31 protein-coding genes and 1 pseudogene are annotated in these 25,075 nt (G+C 66.0%); 27 read left to right on the top strand and 5 right to left on the bottom strand.

From position 1 onward, the window contains the following. The first annotated feature begins 148 nt into the window (after positions 1-148). The 3 genes from Q9235_RS22595 to ribB all read left to right on the top strand — a co-directional run bounded on the left by Q9235_RS22595 (position 149) and on the right by ribB (position 6,745). On the top strand, positions 149-4,168 hold the full coding sequence (locus Q9235_RS22595; protein WP_422678228.1) for a Pls/PosA family non-ribosomal peptide synthetase: 4,020 nt from the start codon (positions 149-151) through the stop codon (positions 4,166-4,168). A 73-nt stretch (positions 4,169-4,241) separates the two neighbouring features. Next, a complete protein-coding gene (gene aroC, locus Q9235_RS22590) occupies positions 4,242-5,360 on the top strand; it encodes a chorismate synthase (RefSeq protein ID WP_306224012.1) in 1,119 nt (372 codons plus the stop codon). A 104-nt stretch (positions 5,361-5,464) separates the two neighbouring features. After that, the gene (ribB, locus tag Q9235_RS22585; protein ID WP_306224010.1) at positions 5,465-6,745 is read left to right on the top strand and encodes a 3,4-dihydroxy-2-butanone-4-phosphate synthase; all 1,281 of its coding nucleotides are present in this window, start codon (positions 5,465-5,467) and stop codon (positions 6,743-6,745) included. A gap of 17 nt (positions 6,746-6,762) precedes the next feature. Here the strand turns inward: ribB and Q9235_RS22580 are convergent, their stop codons facing one another. After that, the gene (locus tag Q9235_RS22580; RefSeq protein ID WP_306224009.1) at positions 6,763-7,692 is read right to left on the bottom strand and encodes a histone deacetylase family protein; all 930 of its coding nucleotides are present in this window, start codon (positions 7,690-7,692) and stop codon (positions 6,763-6,765) included. 221 nt (positions 7,693-7,913) lie between these two features. Here Q9235_RS22580 and Q9235_RS22575 point away from each other — a divergent pair, with 221 nt between their 5' ends. Further along, positions 7,914-8,510, top strand: a complete 597-nt coding sequence (locus Q9235_RS22575; RefSeq protein ID WP_306224008.1) for a L,D-transpeptidase — start codon at positions 7,914-7,916, stop codon at positions 8,508-8,510. 335 nt (positions 8,511-8,845) lie between these two features. Here Q9235_RS22575 and Q9235_RS22570 read toward each other — a convergent pair whose 3' ends face one another. The 4 genes from Q9235_RS22570 to Q9235_RS22555 form a co-directional block, all read right to left on the bottom strand. Continuing rightward, entirely contained in the window at positions 8,846-9,055 is a 210-nt protein-coding gene (locus Q9235_RS22570) for a hypothetical protein (protein ID WP_306224007.1), read from the bottom strand. Between the two features lie 209 nt (positions 9,056-9,264). Then, on the bottom strand, positions 9,265-10,641 hold the full coding sequence (locus Q9235_RS22565) for an aspartate aminotransferase family protein (RefSeq protein WP_306224006.1): 1,377 nt from the start codon (positions 10,639-10,641) through the stop codon (positions 9,265-9,267). Between the two features lie 156 nt (positions 10,642-10,797). Next, a complete protein-coding gene (locus tag Q9235_RS22560; protein ID WP_306224004.1) occupies positions 10,798-12,261 on the bottom strand; it encodes an amidase in 1,464 nt (487 codons plus the stop codon). Between the two features lie 6 nt (positions 12,262-12,267). Beyond that, a complete protein-coding gene (locus Q9235_RS22555; RefSeq protein ID WP_306224003.1) occupies positions 12,268-12,732 on the bottom strand; it encodes a MarR family winged helix-turn-helix transcriptional regulator in 465 nt (154 codons plus the stop codon). A gap of 134 nt (positions 12,733-12,866) precedes the next feature. On the opposite strand from Q9235_RS22555, the gene Q9235_RS22550 reads away from it, so the two are divergent. From Q9235_RS22550 to rplO, 23 genes and pseudogenes are all read left to right on the top strand, one after another. Beyond that, the gene (locus Q9235_RS22550; RefSeq protein ID WP_306224001.1) at positions 12,867-14,492 is read left to right on the top strand and encodes a long-chain-fatty-acid--CoA ligase; all 1,626 of its coding nucleotides are present in this window, start codon (positions 12,867-12,869) and stop codon (positions 14,490-14,492) included. Between the two features lie 309 nt (positions 14,493-14,801). Then, positions 14,802-14,888: pseudogene (locus tag Q9235_RS22545) on the top strand (EF-Tu C-terminal domain-related protein); the annotation flags it as partial. 69 nt (positions 14,889-14,957) lie between these two features. Beyond that, the gene (rpsJ, locus tag Q9235_RS22540; RefSeq protein ID WP_043237115.1) at positions 14,958-15,266 is read left to right on the top strand and encodes a 30S ribosomal protein S10; all 309 of its coding nucleotides are present in this window, start codon (positions 14,958-14,960) and stop codon (positions 15,264-15,266) included. Positions 15,267-15,335: 69 nt separating this feature from the next. Beyond that, complete coding sequence (rplC, locus tag Q9235_RS22535) at positions 15,336-16,064, top strand: 50S ribosomal protein L3 (RefSeq protein ID WP_306224000.1); 729 nt, start codon at positions 15,336-15,338, stop codon at positions 16,062-16,064. Further along, positions 16,064-16,684, top strand: coding sequence for a 50S ribosomal protein L4 (gene rplD / locus Q9235_RS22530; RefSeq protein ID WP_257732006.1), 621 nt, complete (start codon positions 16,064-16,066; stop codon positions 16,682-16,684). Before rplC ends, rplD begins: the two co-directional genes overlap by 1 nt. Further along, positions 16,681-16,992: a 50S ribosomal protein L23 gene (locus Q9235_RS22525; protein ID WP_047582026.1), complete on the top strand. Its 312-nt coding sequence runs from the start codon at positions 16,681-16,683 to the stop codon at positions 16,990-16,992. The genes rplD and Q9235_RS22525 overlap by 4 nt, the downstream gene beginning before the upstream one ends. Before the next feature lie 10 nt (positions 16,993-17,002). Continuing rightward, the gene (gene rplB, locus Q9235_RS22520) at positions 17,003-17,845 is read left to right on the top strand and encodes a 50S ribosomal protein L2 (protein ID WP_265059848.1); all 843 of its coding nucleotides are present in this window, start codon (positions 17,003-17,005) and stop codon (positions 17,843-17,845) included. Between the two features lie 8 nt (positions 17,846-17,853). Further along, a complete protein-coding gene (rpsS, locus tag Q9235_RS22515) occupies positions 17,854-18,132 on the top strand; it encodes a 30S ribosomal protein S19 (protein WP_047582029.1) in 279 nt (92 codons plus the stop codon). Positions 18,133-18,135: 3 nt separating this feature from the next. Continuing rightward, positions 18,136-18,519 carry a 50S ribosomal protein L22 gene (gene rplV / locus Q9235_RS22510; RefSeq protein ID WP_047582031.1) on the top strand — a complete coding sequence of 128 codons (384 nt, stop codon included), beginning with the start codon at positions 18,136-18,138 and terminating at the stop codon, positions 18,517-18,519. Positions 18,520-18,529: 10 nt separating this feature from the next. Next, the gene (gene rpsC, locus Q9235_RS22505) at positions 18,530-19,261 is read left to right on the top strand and encodes a 30S ribosomal protein S3 (protein WP_199085552.1); all 732 of its coding nucleotides are present in this window, start codon (positions 18,530-18,532) and stop codon (positions 19,259-19,261) included. Between the two features lie 18 nt (positions 19,262-19,279). After that, positions 19,280-19,693: a 50S ribosomal protein L16 gene (gene rplP / locus Q9235_RS22500; RefSeq protein ID WP_112581124.1), complete on the top strand. Its 414-nt coding sequence runs from the start codon at positions 19,280-19,282 to the stop codon at positions 19,691-19,693. Between the two features lie 11 nt (positions 19,694-19,704). Further along, positions 19,705-19,917 (top strand): 50S ribosomal protein L29, encoded by a 213-nt coding sequence (gene rpmC, locus Q9235_RS22495; protein ID WP_306223999.1) that lies wholly within the window; start codon positions 19,705-19,707, stop codon positions 19,915-19,917. Between the two features lie 10 nt (positions 19,918-19,927). Further along, entirely contained in the window at positions 19,928-20,170 is a 243-nt protein-coding gene (rpsQ, locus tag Q9235_RS22490; RefSeq protein WP_199085553.1) for a 30S ribosomal protein S17, read from the top strand. 209 nt (positions 20,171-20,379) lie between these two features. Beyond that, positions 20,380-20,748, top strand: coding sequence for a 50S ribosomal protein L14 (gene rplN / locus Q9235_RS22485; protein WP_047582041.1), 369 nt, complete (start codon positions 20,380-20,382; stop codon positions 20,746-20,748). Beyond that, a complete protein-coding gene (gene rplX / locus Q9235_RS22480) occupies positions 20,748-21,065 on the top strand; it encodes a 50S ribosomal protein L24 (protein WP_306223997.1) in 318 nt (105 codons plus the stop codon). The genes rplN and rplX overlap by 1 nt, the downstream gene beginning before the upstream one ends. After that, entirely contained in the window at positions 21,058-21,624 is a 567-nt protein-coding gene (gene rplE, locus Q9235_RS22475) for a 50S ribosomal protein L5 (protein ID WP_199085555.1), read from the top strand. Before rplX ends, rplE begins: the two co-directional genes overlap by 8 nt. Positions 21,625-21,660: 36 nt before the next feature. Beyond that, on the top strand, positions 21,661-21,966 hold the full coding sequence (rpsN, locus tag Q9235_RS22470; RefSeq protein ID WP_199085556.1) for a 30S ribosomal protein S14: 306 nt from the start codon (positions 21,661-21,663) through the stop codon (positions 21,964-21,966). Between the two features lie 14 nt (positions 21,967-21,980). Continuing rightward, positions 21,981-22,379 carry a 30S ribosomal protein S8 gene (rpsH, locus tag Q9235_RS22465; RefSeq protein ID WP_047582049.1) on the top strand — a complete coding sequence of 133 codons (399 nt, stop codon included), beginning with the start codon at positions 21,981-21,983 and terminating at the stop codon, positions 22,377-22,379. Positions 22,380-22,417: 38 nt separating this feature from the next. Next, a complete protein-coding gene (rplF, locus tag Q9235_RS22460; protein WP_306223996.1) occupies positions 22,418-22,951 on the top strand; it encodes a 50S ribosomal protein L6 in 534 nt (177 codons plus the stop codon). Positions 22,952-22,962: 11 nt separating this feature from the next. Then, positions 22,963-23,325: a 50S ribosomal protein L18 gene (rplR, locus tag Q9235_RS22455; RefSeq protein ID WP_199085558.1), complete on the top strand. Its 363-nt coding sequence runs from the start codon at positions 22,963-22,965 to the stop codon at positions 23,323-23,325. Between the two features lie 242 nt (positions 23,326-23,567). Continuing rightward, a complete protein-coding gene (rpsE, locus tag Q9235_RS22450) occupies positions 23,568-24,131 on the top strand; it encodes a 30S ribosomal protein S5 (protein ID WP_047582054.1) in 564 nt (187 codons plus the stop codon). Between the two features lie 10 nt (positions 24,132-24,141). Continuing rightward, positions 24,142-24,336, top strand: a complete 195-nt coding sequence (gene rpmD, locus Q9235_RS22445; RefSeq protein WP_061967372.1) for a 50S ribosomal protein L30 — start codon at positions 24,142-24,144, stop codon at positions 24,334-24,336. A 12-nt stretch (positions 24,337-24,348) separates the two neighbouring features. Continuing rightward, complete coding sequence (gene rplO / locus Q9235_RS22440; RefSeq protein ID WP_047582058.1) at positions 24,349-24,825, top strand: 50S ribosomal protein L15; 477 nt, start codon at positions 24,349-24,351, stop codon at positions 24,823-24,825. The last annotated feature ends 250 nt before the right edge of the window (positions 24,826-25,075 follow it).

Below are 25,075 nucleotides of genomic sequence, written 5' to 3'. Positions count from 1 at the left end.
CCTGCCCGGCCGGGGGGCTCACGCGGATGTCGCGGCGCGGGAGCGGCGATTCCGGTTTTCTTCACGGGGTGCGTGATAGGGCGCTACAGGACCGAGGGCAGGGTCTGCCGCGGTGTCAGCGGCGGGCCTTTCAGCGCAGCGGGGCGCGATGAACGATATGACGAAGCTGTCGGCGGCGTCTGACGCGGCTGCCGCCAACACTCTTGCCATGCTGGCTGGCGAGAAGCGTCCCGATTTGATTCGGGACGAGGTTCTGGCCGAAATTTTCGCGGCGACCGTCGCGACCCGCCCCGATCATCCCGCGCTCACCGATCTCACCCGCCGCCTGAGCTATGCCGAGGTTTGGGCACAGGCCGGGCGCCAGGCCCGGGGCCTCCAGCTCGCCGGTATCGGGCCGGGCGACATGGTCGGCCTGTGGATGCCACGCGGCATCGACCTTCTCGTCGCGCAGATCGCGATCACGCGGGCCGGTGCGGCCTGGATTCCCTTCGACGCCGAGGCGCCGGTCGAGCGCATCGCGACCTGCCTCGACGATGCCCAGGCCAAGGGCATCGTCACCTGCACCGGCTGGGCCGGCCGGGCGGAGGCGACCGAGCGCGCCATCTGGACCCCCGAGGGCCTGGTGGCCAGCGCCGATGGCGCGGAACCATTGGCGCGTCCCGCCGGCCTGACGTCGGACCATCCCGCCTACCTGATCTACACCTCCGGCTCGACGGGTACGCCCAAGGCGATCATCATCAGCCACCGCAACATCTGCCATTTCCTGCGCTCGGGTAACGCGCTCTACGGCTTCGGGCCGGACGATGTCGCCTTCCAGGGCGCCTCGGTCGCCTTCGACCTGTCGATGGAGGAGATCTGGACGCCCTATCTCGTCGGCGCGACGCTGTTCGTTGCCACGCCCGAGATGATGGGCGATGCCGAGAAGCTGCCGGCGATCCTGAACGAGGCCGGCGTCACCATCATCGACACCGTGCCGACGCTGCTCGGCATCCTGCCGGCCGACGTGCCCTCGCTGAAGTTGATCCTGCTCGGCGGCGAGGCGCTGCCGCCCGCGATCGTGCAGAAATGGTCGAAGCCCGGCCGGCGCATCCTCAACACCTATGGGCCGACCGAAGCGACGGTGGTCGCGACCGCGGCCGAGGTCGTCCCCGGCGAGACCGTGACCATCGGCAAGCCGATCCCGAACTACACCGCCTATGTCGTCGGCGAGGATATGCGCCTCGTCCAGCCGGGCGAGCAGGGCGAATTGCTGATCGGCGGGCCGGGCGTGGCCAAGGGCTATCATGGCCGGCCCGAGCTGACGGCCGAGAAGTTCATCGCAAACCCTTTCGCCGGCGTGGCGGGCGAGGGCGATCCGATCCTCTACCGCTCGGGCGATGCCGTCAGCCTCGACGAGAACGGCAATATCGTCTTCCACGGCCGCATCGACGACCAGATCAAGATTCGTGGCTTCCGCGTCGAGCTTGGCGAGATCGAATCGAAGCTCGCCGACGAGCCGGGCGTCGCCCAGGCCGCGGTCGTGCTGCGCACGGATGACGGCATCGAGAGGCTCGTCGCCTTCGTCGTGCCGGAGCCCGGCGTCGCGGTCGACGGACCCGTGCTGCGCGCGGCGCTGCGCGAGAAGCTGCCGCCCTATATGGTGCCGGCGCATTTCGAGGCGGCGGGCTCGCTGCCGCGCATGGTCTCCGGCAAGCTCGACCGCAAGATGCTGAAGGCTGCGCCATTGACGGCGCCGAGCGCCGATGGCGAACAGGAGCCGCCACGAAACGCGACCGAAGCTGCGCTGCTGGAGGCGGCCAAGCGCGTGCTCGGCACGGCCAGCTTGCCGCTGGAGGCCGATTTCTTCGTCGATCTCGGCGGCCATTCGCTGCTCGCGGCCCGTTTCATCTCGATCGTTCGCGAGACGCCGGCCTATGCCGGGATCACGCTGCAGGACGTCTATGGCGCCCGCACGCTCCGGGCGATGGCGGCGCTCCTCGACGAGCGCGGCGCCGCGGTGGCCGAGGACCTGTCATTCACGCCGCCGCCCTTCCTGCGCCGCTTCCTCTGCGGCCTCGCGCAGGCTGTGGCGCTGCCGGTCATCATCGGCCTCGCGACGGCGCAGTGGCTCGGCGTCTTCGTCACCTACATGATCCTCTCGGGCGAGGACCTGCCGCTGCTCGGCCAGATCTTCGCGCTGCTCGGCGTCTATGTCGCGATTATCGTCGTGACCGGCCTGATCGCCATCGCGCTGAAATGGCTCGTGCTCGGCCGCACCAAGCCGGGCGTCTATCCGCTCTGGGGGGTCTATTATTTCCGCTGGTGGTTCGCCGCCCGCGTCGCCGGGCTGGTCCATATCAAATGGCTGCAGGGCACGCCGGTGATGCGCTTCTACTGGCGCCTGCTCGGTGCCAAGGTCGGCCGCGACGTCATCATCTCCGATTACGAGGCCGGCGCCATCGACCTGATCGAGATCGGCGACGGCACGAGCTTCGGCTCCAAGACAACCTTCGCGAACGGGGAGGCGATCGGCGACAAGCTGATCATCGGCCGCATCAAGATCGGCAAGGACGTCTCGGCTGGAGCCTCCGTCGTGCTCGGCCACGATGCGGTGATCGGCGACCATGCCGAGATTGGTGACCTAACCGCCATCCCGCCCGGCGCGCATGTTCGCGACGCCGAAATCTGGGACGGCACGCCCGGCCGCAAGATCGGCACGGTCGATGTCGCGGCGCTGCCGCCGCAGGCCGATGCCTCGCCCGGCCGGCGCGCGCTGCTGACGGCCTTCTACATCCTGATGCTGGTGGTGCTGCCGCCGGTCAGCCTGCTGCCGATCTTCCCGGCCTTCTGGCTGTTCGACAAGATCGACTACTTCATCGCCGGCTGGACGGACGTCAGCTATCTCTGGTTCCTGCCGATCCTGACCTGGCCGACCGCGATCGGCCTGATCGCCTTCACCGTGCTGCTGATGGCCGGCCTGCGCTGGGCAATCCTGCCGCGCGTGACCTCCGGCTCCTGGTCGATCCATTCCAGCTTCTACGCCCGCAAATGGACGGTGGCGCTGGCGACCGAGGTGACGCTGGAGACGCTTTCCTCTCTCTTCGCCACCATCTACATGCGTGCCTGGTACCGTCTGATGGGCGCCAGCATCGGCAAGGGTGCGGAAATCTCGACCAATCTCTCCGGCCGCTACGACCTGACTGGCATCGGCGCCGGCAATTTCATCGCCGACGAGGTCGTCTTCGGCGACGAGGACATGCGCCGCGGCTATATGCGGCTCGACGCGACGCGCACCGGCGATCAGGTCTTCGTCGGCAACGATGCGGTGGTGCCGCCCGGCGCCCTCATCCCCGACCGCGTACTGATCGGCATCAAGTCCAAGCCTCCGGCCAATGACCGGATGCAGCCGGGCGATACCTGGTTCGGCTCGCCGCCGATCCGCCTGCCGACGCGACAGAAGGTCGACCTCGGCGCCGACTGGACCTACAAGCCCTCCTTCGCAAAGCAGTTCGGGCGCGGCCTGTTCGAGGCGCTGCACACCTCATTCCCGGCGATGCTGTTTATCACCTTCGGCACGATCGCCGTCGACATGGTGCTGCAGCAGAGGATCAACGAAGGCGACTGGCTTGGCCTCGTCCTGTCCTTCATGGGGGTAGCAGTCGCGATCGCCGTCGTGCAGGCGCTGATCTGCGCCGCCGTGAAATGGCTGATGATGGGCGTCTACAAGCCCGTGATGAAGCCGATGTGGTCGTGGTGGGCGATGCGCACCGAGGCTGTCGCCGTGATGTACTGGGGTCTCGGCGGCAAGGTGCTGTTCGACTATCTGCGCGGCACGCCGTTCCTGCCCTGGTTCCTCATGCTGTTCGGCGCGAAATACGGCAAGGGCGTCTGGCTCGATTCCACGGATATCACCGAGTTCGACTGCATCAAGGTCGGCGATTTCTGCACGGTCAATGCCCATTCGGCGCTGCAGACCCATCTCTACGAGGACCGGGTGATGAAGGTCGGCCGCGTGCGCCTCGGCAAGGGCGTCTGCGTCGGCGCGGGCGCGACCGTGCTCTACGACACCCATGTCGGCGACTACGCCCAGATCGGCCTGCTGACCGTCATCATGAAGGGCGAGAACCTGCCGGCGCACACGCGCTGGGAAGGTGCGCCGGCGGTGCCTGCGAAGACGTCGGCGCATTGAGGCGCGGGCTTGCCGTTTGACCGCCGGTCCCGGCCCGGACTAAGACCCTGCACGGATTTTCGCGCAGGCTCCCATGTCGCATAACAGCTTCGGCCATCTCTTCCGCGTCACCACCTTCGGCGAGAGCCATGGTCCCGCCATCGGCTGTGTCGTCGACGGCTGCCCGCCGCTGCTGCCGCTGACGGAAGCCGATATCCAGGGCGATCTCGACCGGCGCCGGCCCGGCCAGTCGCGCTTCACCACGCAGCGCCAGGAGCCGGACCAGGTCCGCATCGTCTCCGGCGTCTTTGCCCGCGAGAACGACGGCGTGCAGGTCACGACGGGCACCTCGATCGGCCTCCTGATCGACAATGTCGACCAGCGCTCGAAGGATTATTCCGACATCAAGGACAAGTATCGGCCCGGCCATGCCGACTACACCTATGACGTCAAATACGGCATCCGCGACTATCGCGGCGGCGGGCGCTCCTCGGCACGCGAGACGGCGATGCGGGTTGCCGCCGGCGCCATCGCCCGCAAGGTCGTACCCGGCATGATCGTGCGTGGCGCCCTCGTCCAGATGGGTCCGCACAAGATCGACCGCGCCAACTGGGACTGGGATGAGGTCGGCCGCAATCCGTTCTTCTGCCCGGATGCCAAGGCCGCGGCCTTCTTCGAGGGCTATCTCGACGGTGTCCGGAAGTCCGGCTCCTCGATCGGCGCCGTGCTGGAGATCGTCGCCGAAGGCGTGCCGGCAGGCCTTGGCGCGCCGATCTACGCCAAGCTCGATTCCGAGATCGCCGCCGCGCTGATGAGCATCAACGCGGTCAAGGGCGTCGAGATCGGCGAGGGCTTTGCTGCAGCCGCACTCTCCGGCGAGGAGAATGCAGACGAGATGCGCGCCGGTAATGACGGCAAGCCGCTCTTCCTCTCCAACCATGCCGGCGGCATTCTGGGCGGCATCTCGACCGGCCAGCCGATCGTCGCGCGTTTTGCCGTGAAGCCGACCTCCTCGATCCTGGCGACGCGCGCGACTGTGACCCGCACCGGCGGCGAGGCCGAGATGTTCACCAAGGGCCGCCACGACCCCTGCGTCGGCATCCGCGCCGTGCCGGTCGGCGAGGCGATGGTCGCCTGCGTGCTGGCCGATCAGTATCTGCGCCATCGCGCGCAGGTCGGTGTGGTCGAGCCGCGCTGGCCGTTCCAGGAGTGACGCTAAGCGGGGCTCGCCGCAGTGTCGCATCTTGCATTTCAGCAATACTGAAAATGCATCGATCATTCATTGCCGATGAAGCCGTGCCGTATTAGCTTCACGGCATGAAGCTCGACGTCTGGCTCCGGCAGAACAAGATCGCGCGCAGCGCCTTCGCGAAGCAGGTCGGCCTGTCGCCGGCCAGCGTGACCGCGCTCTGCAATGATCCGGCTGCCTGGATTTCCCGCGAAAGCGCCGAGCGCATCACCGCCGCCACCGGCGGCGCCGTCACCCCCAATGATTTCCTCGGCCTGTCCGGGCCGCGCGAGGCTGCCATGTCCAACAATGTCGCCGAGACCATCGAAGCCTTCGCCCGCGGCGAGATCGTCATCGTCACCGATGACGATGATCGTGAGAACGAGGGCGATCTCATCGTCGCGGCCTCGCTCTGCACGCCGGAGAAGATGGCCTTCATCATCCGCAACACCTGCGGCATCGTCTGCGCGCCGCTGACGGCGGCCGAGGCCCGCCGTCTGCGGCTCGACCCGATGGTCTCGTCCAACGATGCGCCGCTCGGCACGGCCTTCACCATCACGGTCGACGTCAAGCACGGACTGACCACCGGCATCTCGGCCGAGCAGCGCACCAACACGGTCCGCGCGCTGGCCAACGGCAATATGGGCGCCGCCGATTTCGTGCGCCCCGGCCATGTCTTCCCGCTCATCGCGAGGGATGGCGGCGTGCTGATGCGCTCCGGCCATACGGAAGCCGCCGTCGATCTCTGCAAGCTCGCCGATCTCCCGCAGGTCGGCGTCATCTGCGAGCTCGCCAATGACGATGGCACGGTGATGAAGGGCGCGCAGATCGCCGCCTTCGCCGAGAAGCATGGGCTGAAGCAGATCACCGTCGCCGATCTGATCGCCTATCGCCAATCGCGCGAGAAGCTGGTCGAGCGCGTGCATTCCTTCCCGGTCAAGACCGAGTTCGGCGACGTGACCGGCCATGTCTATGTCACGCCCTTCGACAGCACCCAGCATTTCGCCTTCGTGATGGGCAAGCTCGGCGATGGCGAGAAGGTGCCGGCCCGCCTGCACCGTGCCGATGTCGTCGCCGACGTGCTCGGCGGCGCCGGCTCGATCCAGTGCGCGCTGCGCCGCTTCCAGCAGGAGGGCAAGGGCGTGCTGATCTATCTGCGCGACGGCAGTGCCGGCGTGCCGATCAAGCCCGTCGACGACGAGAATTCCGATGCGTTGCGCAGCCAGCAATGGCGCGAGGTCGGGCTCGGCGCGCAGATCCTGCGCGATCTCGGCGTCCGCTCGATCGTGAACCTCGCCTCCTCGCCGCGCTCCTTCGTCGGCCTCTCCGGCTTCGGCATCGAAATCGCGGGGACCTCGCCGCTGGAATAAGTGCGGCGCCCCGGCGCTCAGCCCTCCATCAGGGCCGAGACATGGGCGGCCGCCGATTTCGCGAGCGCGTCGAGATCGTAGCCACCCTCCAGCACAGAGACGATCCGACCGCCGGCATGGCGGTCGGCAGCCTCCATCAGCTTTTGCGTCGCCCAGGTGAAGTCCGCCTCGCGCAGGTTGAGACTGGCGAGCGGGTCGCGCCAATGCGCGTCGAAGCCCGCGGAGATCACCACGAGATCAGGGCGGAACGCATCGAGCCGCGGCAGGATCGTGGTCTCGAAGGCGTCGCGGAATTCGTCGGAACCGTCGCCCGCCCGCAGGGGAACATTGACGATCGTGCCTCGCGTGCCGCGCTCCGAGGCTGCGCCGGTGCCGGGATAGAGCGGCATCTCATGCACGGAGGCGTAGAGCACGCCGGCATCGTCCCAGAAGATGTCCTGCGTGCCGTTGCCGTGATGGACGTCCCAGTCGACGATGGCGACGCGCGCGGCCCCATGCGCTGTCTGCGCGTGGCGCGCCGCGATCGCCGCCTGGTTGAAGAAGCAGAACCCCATGGCGCGCTCGCGCTCGGCATGGTGGCCGGGCGGGCGCATCGCGACGAAGGCGTTGCGCGCCTTTCCGGCCATCACCTCGTCCACCGCGGCGACGGTACCGCCGACGGCCCTCAGCGCCGCCTCGATCGTGCCGGGCGACATCAGCGTGTCCGCATCGACCTGCACGAACCCGGCAGCAGGCGCCGAGGCGATCAGCGCCTGCGCATAGGATTCGGGATGGCACAGCACCACCTGATCGAGCGTGCCGAGCGGGGCTTCCAGCCGAATCAGCGCCGCGAATCGTTCGGCTTCGAGGGCTTGCTCGACCGCCCGGATCCTGTCGGCGCATTCAGGATGGCCCGGCGGCATCGCATGGGCGAGGCTGGACGGATGGGTGAAGAGCAGGGTCGTCAAGAGCCGCTATCCGCGCGCTGGAGCCGGCTGGAGGGCCAGCGTGGCCGGTTTACCACGCCTGGCAGCCTTCCGAATGCCACAAAGGGAACCAGATTGCGCCATGGCCGTTTGGGGCCTAGTGCTTCGCCAGGCCGTCGCTTTTGGGGAAGCGCTGCGGCGATACGAAGCGTTAACGTTCGATTCATCATAAAGGCTGCCTTCGGGTCGGCTGGGTGGAGGCTATGAAGAAGACCGTTTTCGTTGCACTGGCGCTGTCCGCCCTGCTGGGCGCCTGCCAGTATAAGAGCGTGGCCGCTCCGGAGCTGTCAGCCCGCGACGCCGAATATATCGCGCTCGTCCCCAAGTTCGATACCTACCTGCCCTATCTGCCCTACGAGATCGCCGATCCGACCGGGCAGGCACCGGGCACGATCTATATCGATACCAACGAAAAGTTCCTCTACCTCGTCCTGCCGAACAGGAAGGCGATCCGCTACGGCGTCGCCACCGGCGAGGAAGCCTATGGCTGGACCGGCGAGGCCGTGGTGCAGCGCAAGGCGGAATGGCCGCGCTGGACGCCGCCGGCCGAGATGGTCAAGCGCTGGCCGCATCTGAAGCCGGTTGCCGGCGGCATGAAAGGCGGCCCGGACAATCCGCTCGGGGCGCGTGCGCTCTATCTCTACCAGAACGGCCGGGACACGCTTTATCGCATCCACGGCACCAACGAGCCCGAGACGATCGGCCGCTCGGCGTCGTCGGGCTGCATCCGCATGCGCAATGTCGACGTGATCGACCTGTTCAACCGCGTGCCCGCGGGTGCGAAGGTCATCGTCGTCTGATCGGATCGAACGACGATGAGAATTCGGCGGGCGGCCTTCGGGCTGCCCGTTCTTGTTTGCGGGCTCAAGCTCCGGTGAAACCACCCTTGTCATTCCGGGGCTTCGCGTTAGCGAAGAACCCGGAACCCACGACTGGGTGAGCCCTTGCCCGATCAGTGAAGGCGAGCGCGGCACCCAGTCGTGGGTTCCGGGTTCATGCCTGCGGCATGCCCCGGAATGACAACGGGTCTCGTGAAAGTCGCATGATTTGGGCAGGTCAGCCGCACCGCCCAAGAAAAAGGCCGGTGGGAGCGAGCTCCGCACCGGCCAAGTCATGGGGTCTCGAAGGGGAGGTTTCAGTCGTTGAAACCGTGGCGGAGGACGCCGGGCAGATCGGCCCTGCGCGCTTCGCCGTGCTGCTTCAACGCAGGCGACATCTGTCGGGTTCCCGCGGCGACCGCCTGAATCGCGATCGGGCGGAAGAGGGTCGCATAGGTCGCCCGCGCCGTGGCGTCGTGGAAACCCTTGCGGACCGGTGTCGTGGGCTGGGCGTTGCGTTGAAGCATGGCTCCTGACTCTGCTGTGGACCTCGCGCCGGCGGCTCGCGCCAGCCGACCTCTCCATCTCTGGCGCCTGATCGGGACGGCGCCGGGGCGCCTCTGTGATCTGTTCGTGGCGTTTTCGGGCGGAATCTCCCGATTTCGCCTTATTGCTGAATCGAAAAATGGCCGGGCGTCGCCGCCCGGCCTTCTGTCTTCTTGCGCTATCGCAGCGCTCAGGCCAGCAGGCCTTCGGCCTTGGCCCAGTTCAGGGTCTTGTCGAGGGCGCGTTCGCAGCGGTTGAACATTTCCTCGATCTCGGCCTCGTTGATAACGAGCGGCGGGCAGAAGGCGAGGCGGTCGCCCATGGCGCGGGTGATGAAGCCCTCTTCCAGGGCATAGGCCACGGCCTTGGCGCCGACGCCCTTCTTGCCCTCGAAAGAGGCCTTGGTCTGCTTGTCCTTGACCAGCTCGGCGCCGCCGATCAGGCCGACGCCCTTGGCCTCGCCGACGAGCGGATGCTCGTTCAGCTTGCTCAGGCGGCGCAGGAAGGTCGGCGAGACCTTCTCGACGTGATCGACGATCTTGTCTCGCTGGTAGATCTCCAGCGTCTTCACCGCGACGGCGCAGCCGACCGGATGGCCGGCATAGGTGTTGCCATGGCCGAAGGTGCCGATCTTGCGGCTCTGGTCGACGAGAACGTCATAGATCTTGTCGTTCATCATCACGGCGCTGAGCGGGAAATAGGCCGAGGTGATCTGCTTGGCGAGCGAGATCGAGTCGGCGTTGAGCCCGTAGGTCTCGGTGCCGAACATCTTGCCGGTGCGGCCGAAGCCGGTGATGACCTCGTCCGAGATGAACAGCACGTCGTACTTGGCGAGCACGGCGTTGATCTTCTCGAAATAGCCCTCCGGCGGGATGATCGCGCCGCCGGCGCCCATCACTGGCTCGGCGATGAAGGCGGCGACCGTGTCCGGGCCCTCGCGCAGGATCATTTCTTCCAGCTCGGCAGCGAGGCGCGAGGAGAAGTCCTGCTCGCTCTCGCCGGGCTCGGCGAAGCGATAGTGATGCGGGCAGGAGGTATGCAGGATGCCCGGCAGCGGCAGGTCGAAATCGATATGGTTGTTCGGCAGGCCGGTCAGCGAGGCCGAGGCGACGGTGACGCCGTGATAGCCCTTCAGCCGCGAGATGATCTTCTTCTTCTGCGGCCGGCCGAGCGCGTTGTTGAGATACCAGACGATCTTGACCTGGGTGTCGTTGGCGTCGGAGCCGGAGGCGCCGTAGAACACTTTCGAGATCGGAACCGGAGCGATCTCCTTCAGCTTCTCGGCGAGTTCGATTGCCGGATCATGGCTGCGCCCGCCGAAGATATGGGTGAAGGGCAGCTTCTTCATCTGCTCATAGGCGGTCTCGACCAGCTCCTGGTTCGAGTAGCCGAGCGAGGTACACCAGAGCCCGGCCATGCCCTCGATATATTCCTTGCCGGCGGAATCGTAGACATAGATGCCCTTGCCGCTCTCCAGCACGAGCGGGCCCGTCTGCCGATGCGTGGCGAGGTTGGTATAGGGATGGACGAGGGTCTCGATATCCCTGACGGCGACATTCGACAGCATGATGGGCTCCCGGCTCTGTTTAATATTCTTTCCAGCATACGCCGATATGACCGCAAATGTTGAGCGATTTTGGCGCAGGGGACGGTAGACTCTGCCGCAGGGCGAGCGAAACGGAAAGGGTGCGCGCCAAACGGGCGAAAGCGCCTTCCGAAGGGCTCAGCGAGCGACAGGCGGCGGAGCGAAACGGCCGCCCAGTTCCTCCAGCATCGCACCGATGGCGATGGCGGTCCGATCTTCGCCGAAGGGGGCGATGATCTGGACGCCGAGCGGCAGGCCCTCGCGCGAGCGTGTCACCGGCGCAGACAGCGCCGGCAGGTCGGCACCGGTCGCGAGCGAAGCCCAGAGCAGGAAATCGAGATAGGGCCGCGGCTCGCCGTTCACCATCAGGCGCCGGGCATGGATATCCGCGCCATGGTCGTGCGGGATCGCGGCGACCGGCGCGGGCGGGCAGAGCACCACGTCGTAGCGCGAGAAGAAGCTGGCCCATTGCCGCTTCTGGGCGCGGCGGCGCTGGTCGATCTGCTGGTAGAAGCCGGGCGTCATCCGGGCGCCCCGCGCCTGCAGGGCCTGATGCGACAGGTCGTTCGGGCTGAAGCGCGCGGCTTGCGCTTGGATGCGGGCGCGCACCTTCGGCGGCAGGCCATAGGCGACGACGGCATGATTCAGCAGCGCATAGACCTCGAAGGCATCGGCGAAACGGATGGAGGGCCGCGCCGTCTCGTCGACGACCGCGCCGGCCTCGGCCAGACGGCGCGCGGATTCGCGCACGGCAGCAGACACCTCCCGGTCCACAGGTGCGAAGGGATCGTCGGCCCAGACAGCGACCCGCAGGGCTTTCGCGCTGGTCCGGCGCGGTTCCGGCAAGAGCGCGGCAGGCTGGGCGGTATCGCGCGGCCCTGCGATCACCGGCAGGATCAGCTCGAGATCCTCGGCTGCGCGGGTGATCGGCCCGGCGACCATCAGGTCGACATTGCGCAAGGTGCGCCGCTCGGGTGGCGGCGGGATCGCACCCCAGGTCGAGACCACTCCCCAGCTCGTCTTGAACCCGAACACGCCGCAGGCATGGGCCGGCCAGCGGATCGAGCTGCCGAGATCGGAGCCGAGCTCGAAGGCGCTCATGCCGGTCGCGACCGCGACCGCAGCCCCGCCAGAGGATCCGCCGGGCGAGCGCGTCTCGTCCCACGGGTTGTTGGTCACGCCATGGGCAGGGTTGTAGCTCTGGAAATCGCCGGAGAAGACCGGAACGTTCGTCTTGCCGATGATGACGGCACCGGCCGCACGCAGCCTTGCGACGGCGGCAGCATCCTCGACCGGCACGCGCTCGCGATAGGCCGGCAGGCCGCCGGAGGAGGGCAGGCCGGCGACGTCGAAAGCGTCCTTGATCGTGATCGGCAGACCTTCGAGGGGGCGGGCTGTGCCATCGGCAATCCGCGCGTCCGAAGCCTTCGCCATCGTACGGGCGGCGTCGCGATCCTGCGCCACGATGGCGTTGAGGCGCGGGTTCAGCGCATCGATGCGGGCGAAGGTCGCTTCGAGCAGGTCGGTGGCGCTGAAGCGGCGCGCGAGCATCGCCTCGCGCAAAGCAGTGGCGGAGGCGGTCAGGTCGATGCCGTCAGCCATCGCCGCTCACTCGGCATCGGCGGCGCGCGCGAGATCGCGCCAGAGCAGCACGAGCCGGTCGAGCTCGGCGAGGTCGTCCGGCTTGAGCTTGCCGAGCGTGCTGGCGACGAACTCGCGCTGGGCGGCGATGCCGGCCTCGGCGAGGCGGCGGCCTTCCGGCGTCAGGTGCATCGCATAGGAGCGCCGGTCGCCGGCGATGGCGCGGCGCTCGACGAGCCCGGCCTGCACCAGCCGGTCGACGAGGCCGGAGACATTGCCCTTGGTGACGTAGAGGCGCTCGGCGAGCTCGCTCTGGCTGATGCCCTCCTGCTCGGTCAGGGTCGAGAGCAGATCGAATTGCGGGATCGAGAGGCCGAGCGTGCGGATGCGCCCGGTCATCTGCATCAGCATGCGCTGGTGCAGCCGCATGAAGCGGAACCAGACCCGGTCCGGTTCCGTCGTTGCGTGCGGCACGATCTTCGGTGCGGACATGGCGCTTCCCCCCGCTCTTGAAGGATCAGGCCTAAACCATCTCGTGCGCGCAGGCGAGCCTTCGATGGGATGACTTCCCTTTCGCGGGAGCCCGTCGCTATCCTCACCAACACACGATCTCGGAGGACAAGCGCATGCTCGGCCTGATGCAAGATTGGCCCCTTCTGCTCCACCGCATCATCGACCACGCCGCCGTCCAGCACGGCAGTCGCGAGGTGGTGAGTCGCGCCGTCGAGGATGGGGCGCTCCGACGACGCAGCTATGTCGAGATTCGTAGCCGGGCCCTGAAGGTGGCGAAGCGCCTGCAGCGCGAGGGCATCGCGCTGGGGGACAGGATCGCGACGCTCGCCTGGAACACCGACCGCCATCTCGAGCTCTGGTACGGCATCAGCGGCATCGGTGCGATCACGCATACGGTCAATCCGCGCCTGTTCCCGGAGCAGATCGCCTGGATCGTCGGTCATGCGGAAGACCGCATGCTCTTCCTCGACCTGACCTTCGTGCCGATGATCGAGGCGATCCAGGACAAGCTGCCGACGATCGAGCGCTATGTCGTGCTCACCGACACCGCGCATATGCCGCAGACGAGCCTGAAGGGCGCCATAGCCTATGAGGACTGGCTGGCCGAAGTCGACGATGATTTCGCCTGGGGCCGCTTCGACGAGAACACCGCGGCCGGGCTCTGCTACACCTCGGGCACGACCGGCGGGCCGAAGGGCGTGCTCTATTCGCATCGCTCGAACGTGCTGCATGCGCTGGCCTGCGCCGCGCCGGATTTCATGGGCCTGTCGGCGCGCGACACGGTGCTGCCGGTCGTGCCGCTGTTCCACGCCAATAGCTGGTCGCTGGCCTATTCCGCCCCGATGACCGGCGCCAAGCTGGTCATGCCGGGCGCCAAGCTCGACGGTCCCTCGCTGCATCAATTGCTGGAGGAGGAGGGCGTGACCATGACGGCGGCCGTGCCGACGGTCTGGCTCGGCCTTCTGCAGCATCTGGAAGCGACGGACGGCAAGCTCTCGACCCTGAAGCGCGTCGTCATCGGCGGCTCGGCCTGCCCGCGCGCGATGACCGAGATCTTCGAGCGCAAATACGGCGTCGACGTCGCCCATGCCTGGGGCATGACCGAGATGAGCCCGCTCGGCTCCTTCTGCTCGCTGAAGCCCGTCTATCAGGGGCTGGAAGGCGACGCGCTTTACGATCTCAAGGTCAAGCAGGGTCACCCGCCCTTTACGGTCGAGTTCCGCTTGACCGACGATGCCGGCGCCGACCTGCCCTGGGACGGCAGGACCTTTGGCCGGCTCAAGGTGCGTGGGCCTGCCGTCGCGGGCGCCTATTACCGCAATGAGGACGGGATCCTCGACGACCACGGCTTCTTCGATACCGGCGATGTCGCGACCATCGATCCCGCCGGCTACATGCAGGTCACCGACCGCTCGAAGGACGTGATCAAGTCCGGCGGCGAATGGATTTCCTCGATCGATCTGGAGAACCTCGCGGTCGGTCATCCCGATGTCGCGGAAGCGGCGGTGATCGGCGTCACCCATCCGAAATGGGACGAGCGGCCGTTGCTGGTCATCGTGCCGAAGCCCGGTCGCACGCCGGGCAAGGACGAGATGCTCGCCTTCATGACCGGAAAGATCGCGAAATGGTGGCTGCCGGACGATGTCGTGCTGGTCGAGGCGATCCCGCATACGGCGACGGGCAAGATCCAGAAGACGAAGCTGCGCGAGATGTTCAGGGACTACCGGCTGCCGGGGTGAGGGGCTGAACAGCTCCAGTGGCTGGAAGCGCAAACGGCGCCCGAGAGGGCGCCGTTTCGATATTCAGGCCATGTCATTCCTGACGCAATTGCCTCAGAACTCTTCCCAGCCGGCGTCCTGCACGCGGCCATTGGCGACCTTGCGCGGGGCGGGTGCAGAGCGGGATTGGACGAAGGCCGCCTCGGCGAGGCGTCGCAGGCGTGCGGGTTCGTCGGATGCCGTAGCCGCCTGGCTTGCCGCCGCCCGCAGCGGCGCCTTGACCGCGCGGGGCGCCGTTGCCGGCTGGGCGTAAGCCGTCTGGCCGATGGCCTCGCGATGGAAGAGAAGCTGCGCTTCGCCATCCGCGAAGGCGGTCGCACCGTCGGCGCCGGCGTCGTCGCCTCGATCATCGCGTAACGCGTTTGCGTGAGGGGCAAGGGCCCTTCGGGGCCTTTGCCTTTTCTCACGTCACGGAGAACTAAGACCATGAACGGTCAGAACATTCGGATCCGCCTCAAGGCGTTCGACCACCGCATCCTCGACGCTTCGACGCGCGAGATCGTGTCGACCGCGAAGCGGACGGGCGCCCAGGTCCGCGGACCGATTCCGCTGCCCACGCTCATCGAGAAGTTCACCGTCAACCGCTCGCCCCACATCGACAAGAAGTCGCGCGAGCAGTTCGAGATGCGGACCCACAAGCGGGTTCTCGACATCGTCGACCCGACCCCCCAGACGGTCGACGCCCTCATGAAGCTCGATCTCGCCGCCGGCGTCGACGTCGAAATCAAGCTCTGATCCGATTAAACGGGTCCTCTGTTTCCGGCGAACCCGGATGGACATGACCCCAAAGGAAGGTATGCACCGATGCGTTCCGGTGTGATTGCACAGAAAGTCGGGATGACCCGCATCTTCACGGATGCCGGCGAGCACATCCCGGTCACCGTGCTGAAGCTCGACAACTGCCAGGTCGTCGCGCATCGCACGATCGAGAAGAACGGCTATGTGGCCGTGCAGCTCGGCTCTGGCCAGGCGAAGGTGAAGAATGTCTCGAAGGCTGAGCGCGGTCATTTCGCGGTCGCCAAGGTCGAGCCGAAGCGCAAGGTGGTCGAGTTCCGCGTCAGCAACGACGCGCTGATCCCCGTTGGCGCCGAGCTGACCGCGGACCACTTCGTCGTCGGCCAGTTCGTCGATGTCTCCGGCACCACCACCGGTAAGGGTTTCGCCGGCGGTATGAAGCGCTGGAACTTCGGCGGTCTGCGCGCCACGCACGGCGTGTCGGTCTCGCATCGCTCGATCGGTTCGACCGGTGGCCGTCAGGACCCGGGCAAGACCTTCAAGAACAAGAAGATGCCGGGCCATCTCGGCGCCGAGCGCGTCACCACGCAGAACCTGCGCGTCGTCCAGACGGATGCCGAGCGCGGCCTGATCCTCGTCGAGGGCGCCGTCCCCGGCGTCGCCGGCGGCTGGATCCACGTCCGTGACGCCGTCAAGCGCGCCCTGCCGAAGGATGCGCCGCTGCCGGGCAAGTTCAAGGTTTCCGGCGAGGGCAAGGCGGAAGAGGCTCCTGCGGCCCAGGCTGAGGAGAACGCGTGATGAAGTTTGATATCACCACTCTTGAAGGCAAGTCGGCCGGTTCGGTCGAGCTGTCGGACGAGGTGTTCGGCCTCGAGCCGCGCGCCGATCTACTCGCCCGCATGGTCCGCTATCAGCTCGCCAAGCGCCGCGCCGGGACCCACAAGTCCAAGGGCCGCTCGGAAGTCGATCGCACCCGCAAGAAGATCTACAAGCAGAAGGGCACCGGCGGCGCTCGCCACGGCGCGGCTTCGGCTCCGCAGTTCCGCGGCGGCGGCAAGGCCTTCGGCCCGGTCCTGCGCGACCACGGCCATGATCTTCCCAAGAAGGTCCGTGCGCTGGCTCTGCGCCACGCTCTCTCGGCCAAGGCGAAGGATGCCGGCATCATCGTGATCGACGATGCCAAGCTCTCCGAGCCGAAGACCAAGGTGCTGCTCGGCCATTTCGGCAAGCTCGACCTGTCGAGCGCGCTGATCATCGGCGGCGCCGAGATCGATACCAACTTCGGCCTGGCCGCTCGCTCGATCCCGAATGTCGACGTGCTGCCGGTCCAGGGCATCAACGTTTACGACATCCTGCGTCGCGACAAGCTCGTCCTGACGCGCGCGGCCGTCGATGCGCTGGAGGCGCGCTTCAAATGAGCCAGTCCGCCAAGAACCTCGACCCGCGCCACTACGATGTGATCGTGGCGCCGGTCATCACCGAGAAGGCGACGATGCTCTCCGAGCACAACAAGGTCGTCTTCAAGGTTGCCAAGACCGCAACGAAGCCGCAGATCAAGGCGGCGATCGAGAAGCTCTTCGACGTCAAGGTGAAGAGCGTCAACACGATCGTCACCGAGGGCAAGGTCAAGATGTTCCGTGGCCGTCCCGGCCAGCGTTCGGACGTCAAGAAGGCGGTCGTGACCCTCGAAGAGGGCCACTCCATCGACGTGACCACGGGCCTGTGAGGAAATCATCATGGCTTTGAAGAACTTCAAGCCGATCACGCCGAGCCTTCGCCAGCTCGTGATCGTCGACCGCAGCGAGCTCTACAAGGGCAAGCCGGTCAAGACCCTGACCGAGGGCAAGTCGTCATCGGGCGGTCGCAACAACCTCGGTCGCATCACCGTCCGCTTCCGCGGCGGTGGCCACAAGCGCACGCTGCGTCTCATCGACTTCAAGCGTCGCGGCAAGGCCGGCATCCCGGCGACCGTCGAGCGGATCGAGTACGATCCGAACCGCACGGCCTTCATCGCCCTGATCAAGTATCAGGACGGCGAGCTCTCCTACATCCTGGCGCCGCAGCGCCTGGCTGTCGGCGACACGGTCCTCGCGGGTGACTCGGTCGACGTGAAGCCCGGCAACGCGGCCCCGATGGGCGCGCTGCCGATCGGCACGATCGTCCACAATGTCGAGCTGAAGATCGGCAAGGGCGGCGCACTCGCCCGTTCGGCCGGCAACTACGCCCAGATCGTCGGTCGCGACCAGGGTTACGTCATCGTCCGCCTGAACTCGGGCGAGCAGCGCCTGATCTCGGGCCTGTGCTATGCCACCGTCGGCGCCGTCTCGAACCCGGATCACATGAACCGGAACGACGGCAAGGCTGGTCGTTCGCGCTGGCTCGGCCGCCGTCCGCATAACCGCGGCGTCTCGATGAACCCGGTCGACCATCCGCACGGCGGTGGTGAAGGCCGGACCTCGGGTGGCCGTCATCCGGTCACGCCCTGGGGTCTGCCGACCAAGGGTAAGAAGACCCGCTCGAACAAGCGGACCGATACGTTCATCGTGTCGAGCCGTCACGCCCGCAAGAAGAAGAACTGAGGTCCGTCATGGCGCGTTCGCTTTGGAAAGGTCCGTTCGTCGACGGATACCTCCTGAAGAAGGCCGAGGTCGCCAGGACCTCTGCCCGTAATGAAGTTATCAAGATCTGGAGCCGTCGCTCCACGATCCTGCCGCAGTTCGTCGGTCTGACGTTCGGCGTCTACAACGGCCATAAGCATGTGCCGGTGTCCGTGTCCGAAGAGATGGTGGGCCACAAGTTCGGCGAGTTCTCGCCGACGCGCACCTTCCACGGCCACGCTGCCGACAAGAAGGCGAAGAGGAAGTAAGCCATGGGTAAAGCATCCGCCCCCCGTGCGCTGCCCGAGAACGAAGCCACTGCGATCGCTCGCAACCTTCGCGTCTCGCCGCAGAAGCTGAACCTCGTCGCTCAGCTCATCCGTGGCAAGAAGGTCGCGACCGCGCTCGCCGATCTCGAGTTCTCGCGCAAGCGGATCTCGCTCGACGTGCGCAAGTGCCTGCAGAGCGCGATCGCCAACGCCGAGAACAATCATGATCTCGACGTCGACGATCTCGTCGTGGCACAGGCCTTCGTCGGCAAGGCGCTCGTCATGAAGCGCTTCCACGCCCGCGCCCGCGGCCGTGGCGCCCGTATCCTGAAGCCGTTCTCGAACATCACGATCGTGGTGCGCGAAGTGCAGGCTGCGAAGGCCTGAGGAGAGAACGATGGGTCAGAAAATCAATCCGATCGGCCTTCGCCTCGGCATCAACCGTACCTGGGACTCGCGTTGGTTCGCCAACAAGGGCGAGTACGGCAAGCTGCTGCATGAAGACATGGCCATCCGCGCCGCGCTCATGAAGCTGCTGAAGCAGGCCGCTGTCTCGAAGATCATCATCGAGCGTCCGCACAGGAAGTGCCGCGTCACCATCCACTCGGCTCGTCCGGGCGTGGTGATCGGCAAGAAGGGTGCCGACATCGAGAAGCTCCGCAAGGAAGTCTCGAAGCTCACCAAGGCCGATGTGACGATCAACATCGTCGAGGTGCGCAAGCCCGAGATCGACGCGACGCTGGTCGCCGACTCGATCGCCCAGCAGCTCGAGCGCCGCGTCGCCTTCCGTCGCGCCATGAAGCGCGCCGTGCAGTCGGCGATGCGCCTGGGCGCCGAGGGCATCCGCATCAACTGCTCGGGCCGTCTCGGCGGCGCCGAGATCGCCCGCCTCGAATGGTACCGTGAGGGCCGCGTGCCGCTGCATACGCTGCGCGCCGACGTCGATTACGGCGTCGCCACCGCTTTCACGACCTACGGGACGTGCGGCATCAAGGTCTGGATCTTCAAGGGCGAGATCCTGGAACACGACCCGATGGCCCAGGACAAGCGCCTCTCCGACGAGGGCGGCCGCTCCGGCGGTCGTGACCGTGATCACCGCGATCGCGATCGTCGCGAGCAGGCTGCGTAAGGCTGATCGAGAAGAGCCATGCTGCAACCAAAACGCACCAAGTTCCGCAAGCAGTTCAAGGGACGCATCTCCGGCGTCGCCAAGGGCGGCACGGACCTCAACTTCGGCCAGTTCGGCCTGAAGGCCCAGGAGCCCGAGCGCGTCACCGCCCGGCAGATCGAGGCGGCCCGCCGCGCGATCACCCGCGCCATGAAGCGCGTCGGCCGTGTCTGGATCCGCGTGTTCCCCGACGTGCCGGTTTCCAAGAAGCCGACCGAAGTCCGCATGGGTAAGGGCAAGGGTTCGCCCGAGTTCTGGGCGGCCAAGGTCAAGCCGGGCCGGATCATGTTCGAGCTCGACGGCGTGTCCGAGGAGATCGCCCGCGAGGCGCTCCGTCTCGGCGCCGCCAAGCTGCCGATCAAGACCCGCTTCATCCAGCGCATTGCCGAGTAAGGGAGGCCGACATGAAAATCACTCAGCGTCAGTCCGACCTGAAGTCCATGAGCACGGACCAGCTCCAGGACGAGCTCCTGAAGCTCAAGAAGGAGCAGTTCAACCTGCGCTTCCAGAAGGCCACCGGGCAGCTCGAGAACACCGCGCGCGTCACCGAAGTGCGCAAGGACATCGCCCGCATCAAGACGCTGCAGCGGTCGAAGACCGTCGCGGCGAGCGCGTGAGGAGAGAATAATGCCTAAGCGCGTACTGCAGGGCGTCGTCGTCAGCGACAAGCAGAACAAAACTGTTGTGGTCAAGGTCGAGCGGCGTTATACGCACCCGCTGCTCAAGAAGACGGTGCGCCGCACGAAGAACTATCACGCCCATGACGAGGCGGGTTCGTTCAAGGTCGGCGACACGGTTTGGATCGAGGAGTCCAAGCCGATTTCCAAGCTGAAAAGCTGGGTTGTGCTCGAAGACGCCCCCAAGGCGTGATTCGAGACGGCTTCGCCCGGCCCCGAATCAGGGGCAGGGCGGGGCAGGAAAGAAGCCGGACATGTTTCTCCGCAAAGGTGGAAACCACTTTTGCGGATCGTGTTTTGTTTGAGGCCAGGGGGCGATCGACCCCCGTCAGTCGTAGTCCCGGATGGCACTGATGCGGTCCGGGAAACCGCGCTGATACACAGATTGGAAGGATCAAGGCCATGATCCAGGTGCAGACGAATCTCGACGTCGCCGACAATTCCGGCGCGCGTCGCGTGATGTGCATCAAGGTTCTCGGCGGGTCGAAGCGCAAGTACGCCGGTGTCGGCGACATCATCGTCGTTTCGATCAAGGAAGCCATTCCGCGCGGTCGCGTGAAGAAGGGCGACGTCATGAAGGCGGTCGTCGTTCGCACCGCCAAGGACGTCAAGCGCCAGGACGGTTCGGTGATCCGCTTCGACCGCAATGCGGCCGTGCTGATCAACAACCAGAAGGAGCCGGTCGGCACGCGTATCTTCGGACCGGTTCCGCGCGAGCTGCGCGCCAAGAACCACATGAAGATCATCTCGCTGGCGCCGGAGGTGCTGTGATGGCTGCTAAGATCAAGAAGGGCGACAAGGTCGTCGTGCTTGCCGGCCGCGACAAGGGCAAGGCGGGTGAAGTGCTCCAGGTTCTGCCGAAGGATGGCCGTGCGGTCGTTCGTGGCGTCAACCTGGTGAAGCGCCACACCAAGCAGTCCGCGCAGTCCGAGGGCGGCATCATCAGCAAGGAAGCGACGATCGACCTGTCGAACATCGCCATTGCCGATCCGAAGGATGGCAAGGCCACCCGCGTCGGTTTCAAGGTGCTCGATGACGGCCGCAAGGTTCGTTTCGCCAAGCGTTCGGGGGATCTGATCGATGGCTGAGGCTCAGCAGGCGGCTCTCTCGCCGCGCATGAAGAAGCATTACGAGGACGTCGTTCGTCCCGCGATGATCGCCGAATTCGGCTACAAGAACGTCATGGAAGTGCCGACGATCGAGAAGATCGTCATCAACATGGGCGTTGGCGAAGCGACTGCCGACCGCAAGAAGGTCGACAACGCCGCCGGCGACCTCGCCATGATCGCCGGTCAGAAGCCGGTCATCACCAAGTCCCGCCTCGCCATCGCCGGCTTCAAGCTGCGCGAGAACATGGCGGTTGGCTGCAAGGTCACGCTGCGCAAGACCAAGATGTTCGAGTTCGTCGACCGGCTCGTCACCATCGCCTTGCCGCGTGTGCGCGACTTCCGGGGCCTCAACCCCAAGTCGTTCGACGGGCGCGGCAATTTCGCGCTCGGGATCAAGGAGCACATCGTGTTCCCCGAGATCAACTACGACAAGGTCGACCAGGTCTGGGGCATGGACGTGATCGTCTGCACGACTGCGAAGTCGGACGACGAGGCACGCGCTCTGCTCAAGCACTTCAACTTCCCGTTCCGGCAGTGAACCTCAGCGTTCATACGCGGAAACCAGGAGAGATCGATGGCTAAGAAAAGCTCCGTCGAGAACAACGAGCGTCGCAGGAAGCTGGTGAAGAAATTCGCCGGCCGCCGGGCTCGCCTTCTCGCGATCGCCAATGACGACAACCAGCCCATGGACGAGCGTTTCCTCGCCCGCCTGAAGCTGGCCGAACTGCCGCGCAACTCGGCGAAGATCCGCATTCGCAACCGCTGCGAAGTGACGGGCCGTCCGCGCGCGTTCTATCGCAAGCTCAAGATGTCGCGTGTCGCGCTGCGTGAGCTCGGTAACAAGGGGCTGGTTCCCGGCCTCGTGAAATCGAGCTGGTAAGGAGGACTGGAACAATGGCAATCATTGATCCGCTCGGCGATATGCTGACCCGCATCCGCAATGCGCAGATGCGTCGCAAGTCCCGCGTTTCCACCCCCGGCTCGAAGCTGCGCGCCCGCGTGCTCGACGTGCTGCAGTCCGAGGGCTACATCCGCGGCTACAGCCAGACCGAGTTCGGCAACGGCCGGACCGAGTTCGACATCGAGCTCAAGTATCACGAGGGCCAGCCGGTCATCCGGTCGATCTCGCGTGTTTCGAAGCCCGGCCGCCGCGTTTACTCGTCGGTCGAGACCATGCCGCGCGTGGCCGATGGCCTTGGCGTGACGATCGTCTCGACCCCGCGTGGCGTGATGGCCGATCATGTGGCCCGCGAGCAGAACGTGGGCGGCGAAGTGCTCTGCAAGGTCTTCTGACCTTACAGGCGCCCCGCTCATTTTCAGGAGAAATCCAAATGTCTCGTATCGGTAAGAAGCCGGTTTCGGTTCCTGCGGGCGTCACTGCCTCGGTCACCGGCCAGCTCGTCAAGATCAAGGGCTCCAAGGGCGAGCTCTCCTTCGAGGTTCCCGAGGACGTCTCGGTCGCCATGGAGGACGGTGCGATCGCGGTCCAGCCGCGTTCGCAGTCGAAGCGCGCCCGTGCGCTCTGGGGCACCTCGCGCGCCCGCATCAACAACCTCGTGATCGGCACCACCGCCGGCTTCGAGAAGCGCCTCGAGATCAACGGCGTCGGCTACAAGGCCGCCGTCGCTGGCAAGGTGCTGAAGCTGTCGCTCGGCTACAGCCACGACATCGACTACGAAATCCCGGCCGGTGTCGCGATCGTGACGCCGAAGCCGACGGAGATCGTCGTCAGCGGCATCGACAAGCAGGTCGTCGGCCAGACCGCCGCGGAGATCCGCGACTATCGTGGCCCCGAGCCCTACAAGGGCAAGGGCGTCAAGTACGCCGGCGAATTCATCTTCCGCAAGGAAGGCAAGAAGAAGTAAGGACGCCAGCCATGAGCAAGCAGAACGATGTGACTGCGCGCCGCAAGGCCCGCGTCCGCCGCGCGATCAAGGCGGTTGCCAATGGTCGCCCGCGTCTGTCGGTGCATCGCACCGGCAAGCAGATCTACGCCCAGGTCATCGACGACGTGAAGGGGGTCACCCTGGCCTCTGCCTCGTCGCTCGACAAGGACGTGCGCGAGCAGATCAAGTCCGGCGCCAATGTCGAGGCGGCCGGCCAGATCGGCAAGATCGTCGCCGAGCGCGCGGTCAAGGCCGGTGTGACGGAAGTGGTCTTCGACCGCGGCCCGTACATGTACCATGGCCGCGTCAAGGCGCTGGCCGATGCGGCCCGCGAAGCTGGTCTCAGCTTCTGAGGTTATCGGGTTTCGCCCGGCCAGCGTTTGCGCGCTGCCCGGGCGCGATCCGTTTCTCGATCATCGCGCGCCCGATTGGGCGCGGCCACGATGATCGATGCGTCAAGGCATCGGGTTCTTCCGAAAAGTGGTTCCCACTTTTCGGCCCGATGCACAGCTTCCCCGCGCAATGACGCGCGGGGTTGGGCTCGAGCGAGCGGCGGGGCTTCGATCCTCGTCCGCGCAAGTAAGAGGACAGACACATGGCTAGAGAGCCGCGTGAGCGTAAAGATCGGGAAACGGAAGTTTCCGAATTCGTGGACAAGCTCGTCCACATCAACCGCGTCGCCAAGGTGGTGAAGGGTGGTCGTCGCTTCGGCTTCGCCGCGCTCGTCGTCGTCGGCGACCAGAAGGGCCGCGTCGGCTTCGGCCACGGCAAGGCTCGTGAAGTTCCCGAGGCGATCCGCAAGGCGACTGAAGCCGCCAAGCGCGGTCTCGTTCGCATCCCGCTGCGCGAGGGCCGTACCCTCCACCACGACGTGCAGGGCCGCCATGGCGCCGGCAAGGTCGTGCTGCGCGCGGCTCCGGCCGGTACCGGCATCATCGCCGGCGGCCCGATGCGCGCCGTCTTCGAGGCGGTCGGCATGCAGGACGTCGTTTCGAAATCTCTCGGCTCCTCCAACCCGTACAACCTCGTGCGCGCCACCTTCGACGCGCTGAAGAACGAGGACAGCCCGCGCTCGGTTGCGGCCCGTCGCTCGCTCAAGGTTTCGGCTCTGCAGACCCGTCGCCGCGATGCCGGCACGGATGCGGCCGCGGAAGCGTGAGGGGGACATCATGGCAAAGGCTGAGAAGACCTTCACCATCGAGCAGATCGGTTCGCCGATCCGCCGCGAGGCCACCCAGCGCCAGACCCTCATCGGTCTCGGCCTGAACAAGATCCGCCGCCGCTCGACCCTCCAGGACACCCCCGCGGTGCGTGGCATGGTCGAGAAGGTCAAGCACCTCGTGCGCGTCGTCGACGCGAAGTGAGGAGGGCGTCACATGAAACTCAATGAAATCCGTGACAACGAAGGCGCTCTGAAGCAGCGCATCCGCGTCGGCCGTGGTATCGGCTCGGGCAAGGGCAAGACTGGTGGTCGCGGCGTGAAGGGTCAGACCTCGCGCGCCGGCGTCGCCATCAAGGGCTTCGAAGGCGGCCAAATGCCGCTGTATCGTCGCCTGCCGAAGCGCGGCTTCAACAACCTGTTCGCGAAGGACCTGAACGAGGTGAACCTCGGCCGGATTCAGCAGGCGGTGGAAGCCGGCAAGCTCGATGCCAAGGGCACCGTGACCATCGAGGCGCTCGTCGCTGCCGGTGTCATCACCCGCCAGGCCAAGGACGGCGTCAAGATCCTCGGCGTCGGCGAGCTCAAGACCAAGCTTGCTTTCGAAGTCGCGGGCGCGTCCAAGTCGGCCGTCGCTGCGATCGAGAAGGCTGGTGGCTCGGTCAAGATTCTGGCTGCCGCTTCACAGGCGTGATCCTAACGCCTACATGACGTTTGCGAACGGCGGCCGGGCCCAGCGCCTTGGCCGCCGTTTGACTGTTTGACGCAAGGCACGAATCCGCCGACAGCACGTCGCGTGCGTCGAGGGATGTGCTTCCAAAGCATCGGACCGAAAAGTGGAATCCGCTTTTCGGAACAATCCGATGCTCCGACTATGAGATAGATCATCGTTCCCGCGTCCGGCAGGACGCGCGATGATCTGGGACCAGTTTGAGACCCGGGGA

The sequence above is a fragment of the Bosea beijingensis genome, assembly GCF_030758975.1.
Taxonomy (GTDB): Bacteria; Pseudomonadota; Alphaproteobacteria; order Rhizobiales; family Beijerinckiaceae; genus Allobosea; species Allobosea beijingensis.
The sequence above is the reverse complement of the archived record's forward strand: the minus strand, read 5'-3'. Positions and strand labels throughout refer to the sequence as shown.

What these genes read in the sequence shown, in the direction of transcription:
- Q9235_RS22595 (WP_422678228.1), top strand. Translation starts at nt 149, where the DNA reads ATGAACGATATGACGAAGCTGTCGGCGGCGTCTGACGCGGCTGCCGCC.
- aroC (WP_306224012.1), top strand. Translation starts at nt 4,242, where the DNA reads ATGTCGCATAACAGCTTCGGCCATCTCTTCCGCGTCACCACCTTCGGC.
- ribB (WP_306224010.1), top strand. Translation starts at nt 5,465, where the DNA reads ATGAAGCTCGACGTCTGGCTCCGGCAGAACAAGATCGCGCGCAGCGCC.
- Q9235_RS22575 (WP_306224008.1), top strand. Translation starts at nt 7,914, where the DNA reads ATGAAGAAGACCGTTTTCGTTGCACTGGCGCTGTCCGCCCTGCTGGGC.
- Q9235_RS22570 (WP_306224007.1), bottom strand. Translation starts at nt 9,055, where the DNA reads ATGCTTCAACGCAACGCCCAGCCCACGACACCGGTCCGCAAGGGTTTC.
- Q9235_RS22565 (WP_306224006.1), bottom strand. Translation starts at nt 10,641, where the DNA reads ATGCTGTCGAATGTCGCCGTCAGGGATATCGAGACCCTCGTCCATCCC.
- Q9235_RS22560 (WP_306224004.1), bottom strand. Translation starts at nt 12,261, where the DNA reads ATGGCTGACGGCATCGACCTGACCGCCTCCGCCACTGCTTTGCGCGAG.
- Q9235_RS22555 (WP_306224003.1), bottom strand. Translation starts at nt 12,732, where the DNA reads ATGTCCGCACCGAAGATCGTGCCGCACGCAACGACGGAACCGGACCGG.
- Q9235_RS22550 (WP_306224001.1), top strand. Translation starts at nt 12,867, where the DNA reads ATGCTCGGCCTGATGCAAGATTGGCCCCTTCTGCTCCACCGCATCATC.
- rpsJ (WP_043237115.1), top strand. Translation starts at nt 14,958, where the DNA reads ATGAACGGTCAGAACATTCGGATCCGCCTCAAGGCGTTCGACCACCGC.
- rplC (WP_306224000.1), top strand. Translation starts at nt 15,336, where the DNA reads ATGCGTTCCGGTGTGATTGCACAGAAAGTCGGGATGACCCGCATCTTC.
- rplD (WP_257732006.1), top strand. Translation starts at nt 16,064, where the DNA reads ATGAAGTTTGATATCACCACTCTTGAAGGCAAGTCGGCCGGTTCGGTC.
- Q9235_RS22525 (WP_047582026.1), top strand. Translation starts at nt 16,681, where the DNA reads ATGAGCCAGTCCGCCAAGAACCTCGACCCGCGCCACTACGATGTGATC.
- rplB (WP_265059848.1), top strand. Translation starts at nt 17,003, where the DNA reads ATGGCTTTGAAGAACTTCAAGCCGATCACGCCGAGCCTTCGCCAGCTC.
- rpsS (WP_047582029.1), top strand. Translation starts at nt 17,854, where the DNA reads ATGGCGCGTTCGCTTTGGAAAGGTCCGTTCGTCGACGGATACCTCCTG.
- rplV (WP_047582031.1), top strand. Translation starts at nt 18,136, where the DNA reads ATGGGTAAAGCATCCGCCCCCCGTGCGCTGCCCGAGAACGAAGCCACT.
- rpsC (WP_199085552.1), top strand. Translation starts at nt 18,530, where the DNA reads ATGGGTCAGAAAATCAATCCGATCGGCCTTCGCCTCGGCATCAACCGT.
- rplP (WP_112581124.1), top strand. Translation starts at nt 19,280, where the DNA reads ATGCTGCAACCAAAACGCACCAAGTTCCGCAAGCAGTTCAAGGGACGC.
- rpmC (WP_306223999.1), top strand. Translation starts at nt 19,705, where the DNA reads ATGAAAATCACTCAGCGTCAGTCCGACCTGAAGTCCATGAGCACGGAC.
- rpsQ (WP_199085553.1), top strand. Translation starts at nt 19,928, where the DNA reads ATGCCTAAGCGCGTACTGCAGGGCGTCGTCGTCAGCGACAAGCAGAAC.
- rplN (WP_047582041.1), top strand. Translation starts at nt 20,380, where the DNA reads ATGATCCAGGTGCAGACGAATCTCGACGTCGCCGACAATTCCGGCGCG.
- rplX (WP_306223997.1), top strand. Translation starts at nt 20,748, where the DNA reads ATGGCTGCTAAGATCAAGAAGGGCGACAAGGTCGTCGTGCTTGCCGGC.
- rplE (WP_199085555.1), top strand. Translation starts at nt 21,058, where the DNA reads ATGGCTGAGGCTCAGCAGGCGGCTCTCTCGCCGCGCATGAAGAAGCAT.
- rpsN (WP_199085556.1), top strand. Translation starts at nt 21,661, where the DNA reads ATGGCTAAGAAAAGCTCCGTCGAGAACAACGAGCGTCGCAGGAAGCTG.
- rpsH (WP_047582049.1), top strand. Translation starts at nt 21,981, where the DNA reads ATGGCAATCATTGATCCGCTCGGCGATATGCTGACCCGCATCCGCAAT.
- rplF (WP_306223996.1), top strand. Translation starts at nt 22,418, where the DNA reads ATGTCTCGTATCGGTAAGAAGCCGGTTTCGGTTCCTGCGGGCGTCACT.
- rplR (WP_199085558.1), top strand. Translation starts at nt 22,963, where the DNA reads ATGAGCAAGCAGAACGATGTGACTGCGCGCCGCAAGGCCCGCGTCCGC.
- rpsE (WP_047582054.1), top strand. Translation starts at nt 23,568, where the DNA reads ATGGCTAGAGAGCCGCGTGAGCGTAAAGATCGGGAAACGGAAGTTTCC.
- rpmD (WP_061967372.1), top strand. Translation starts at nt 24,142, where the DNA reads ATGGCAAAGGCTGAGAAGACCTTCACCATCGAGCAGATCGGTTCGCCG.
- rplO (WP_047582058.1), top strand. Translation starts at nt 24,349, where the DNA reads ATGAAACTCAATGAAATCCGTGACAACGAAGGCGCTCTGAAGCAGCGC.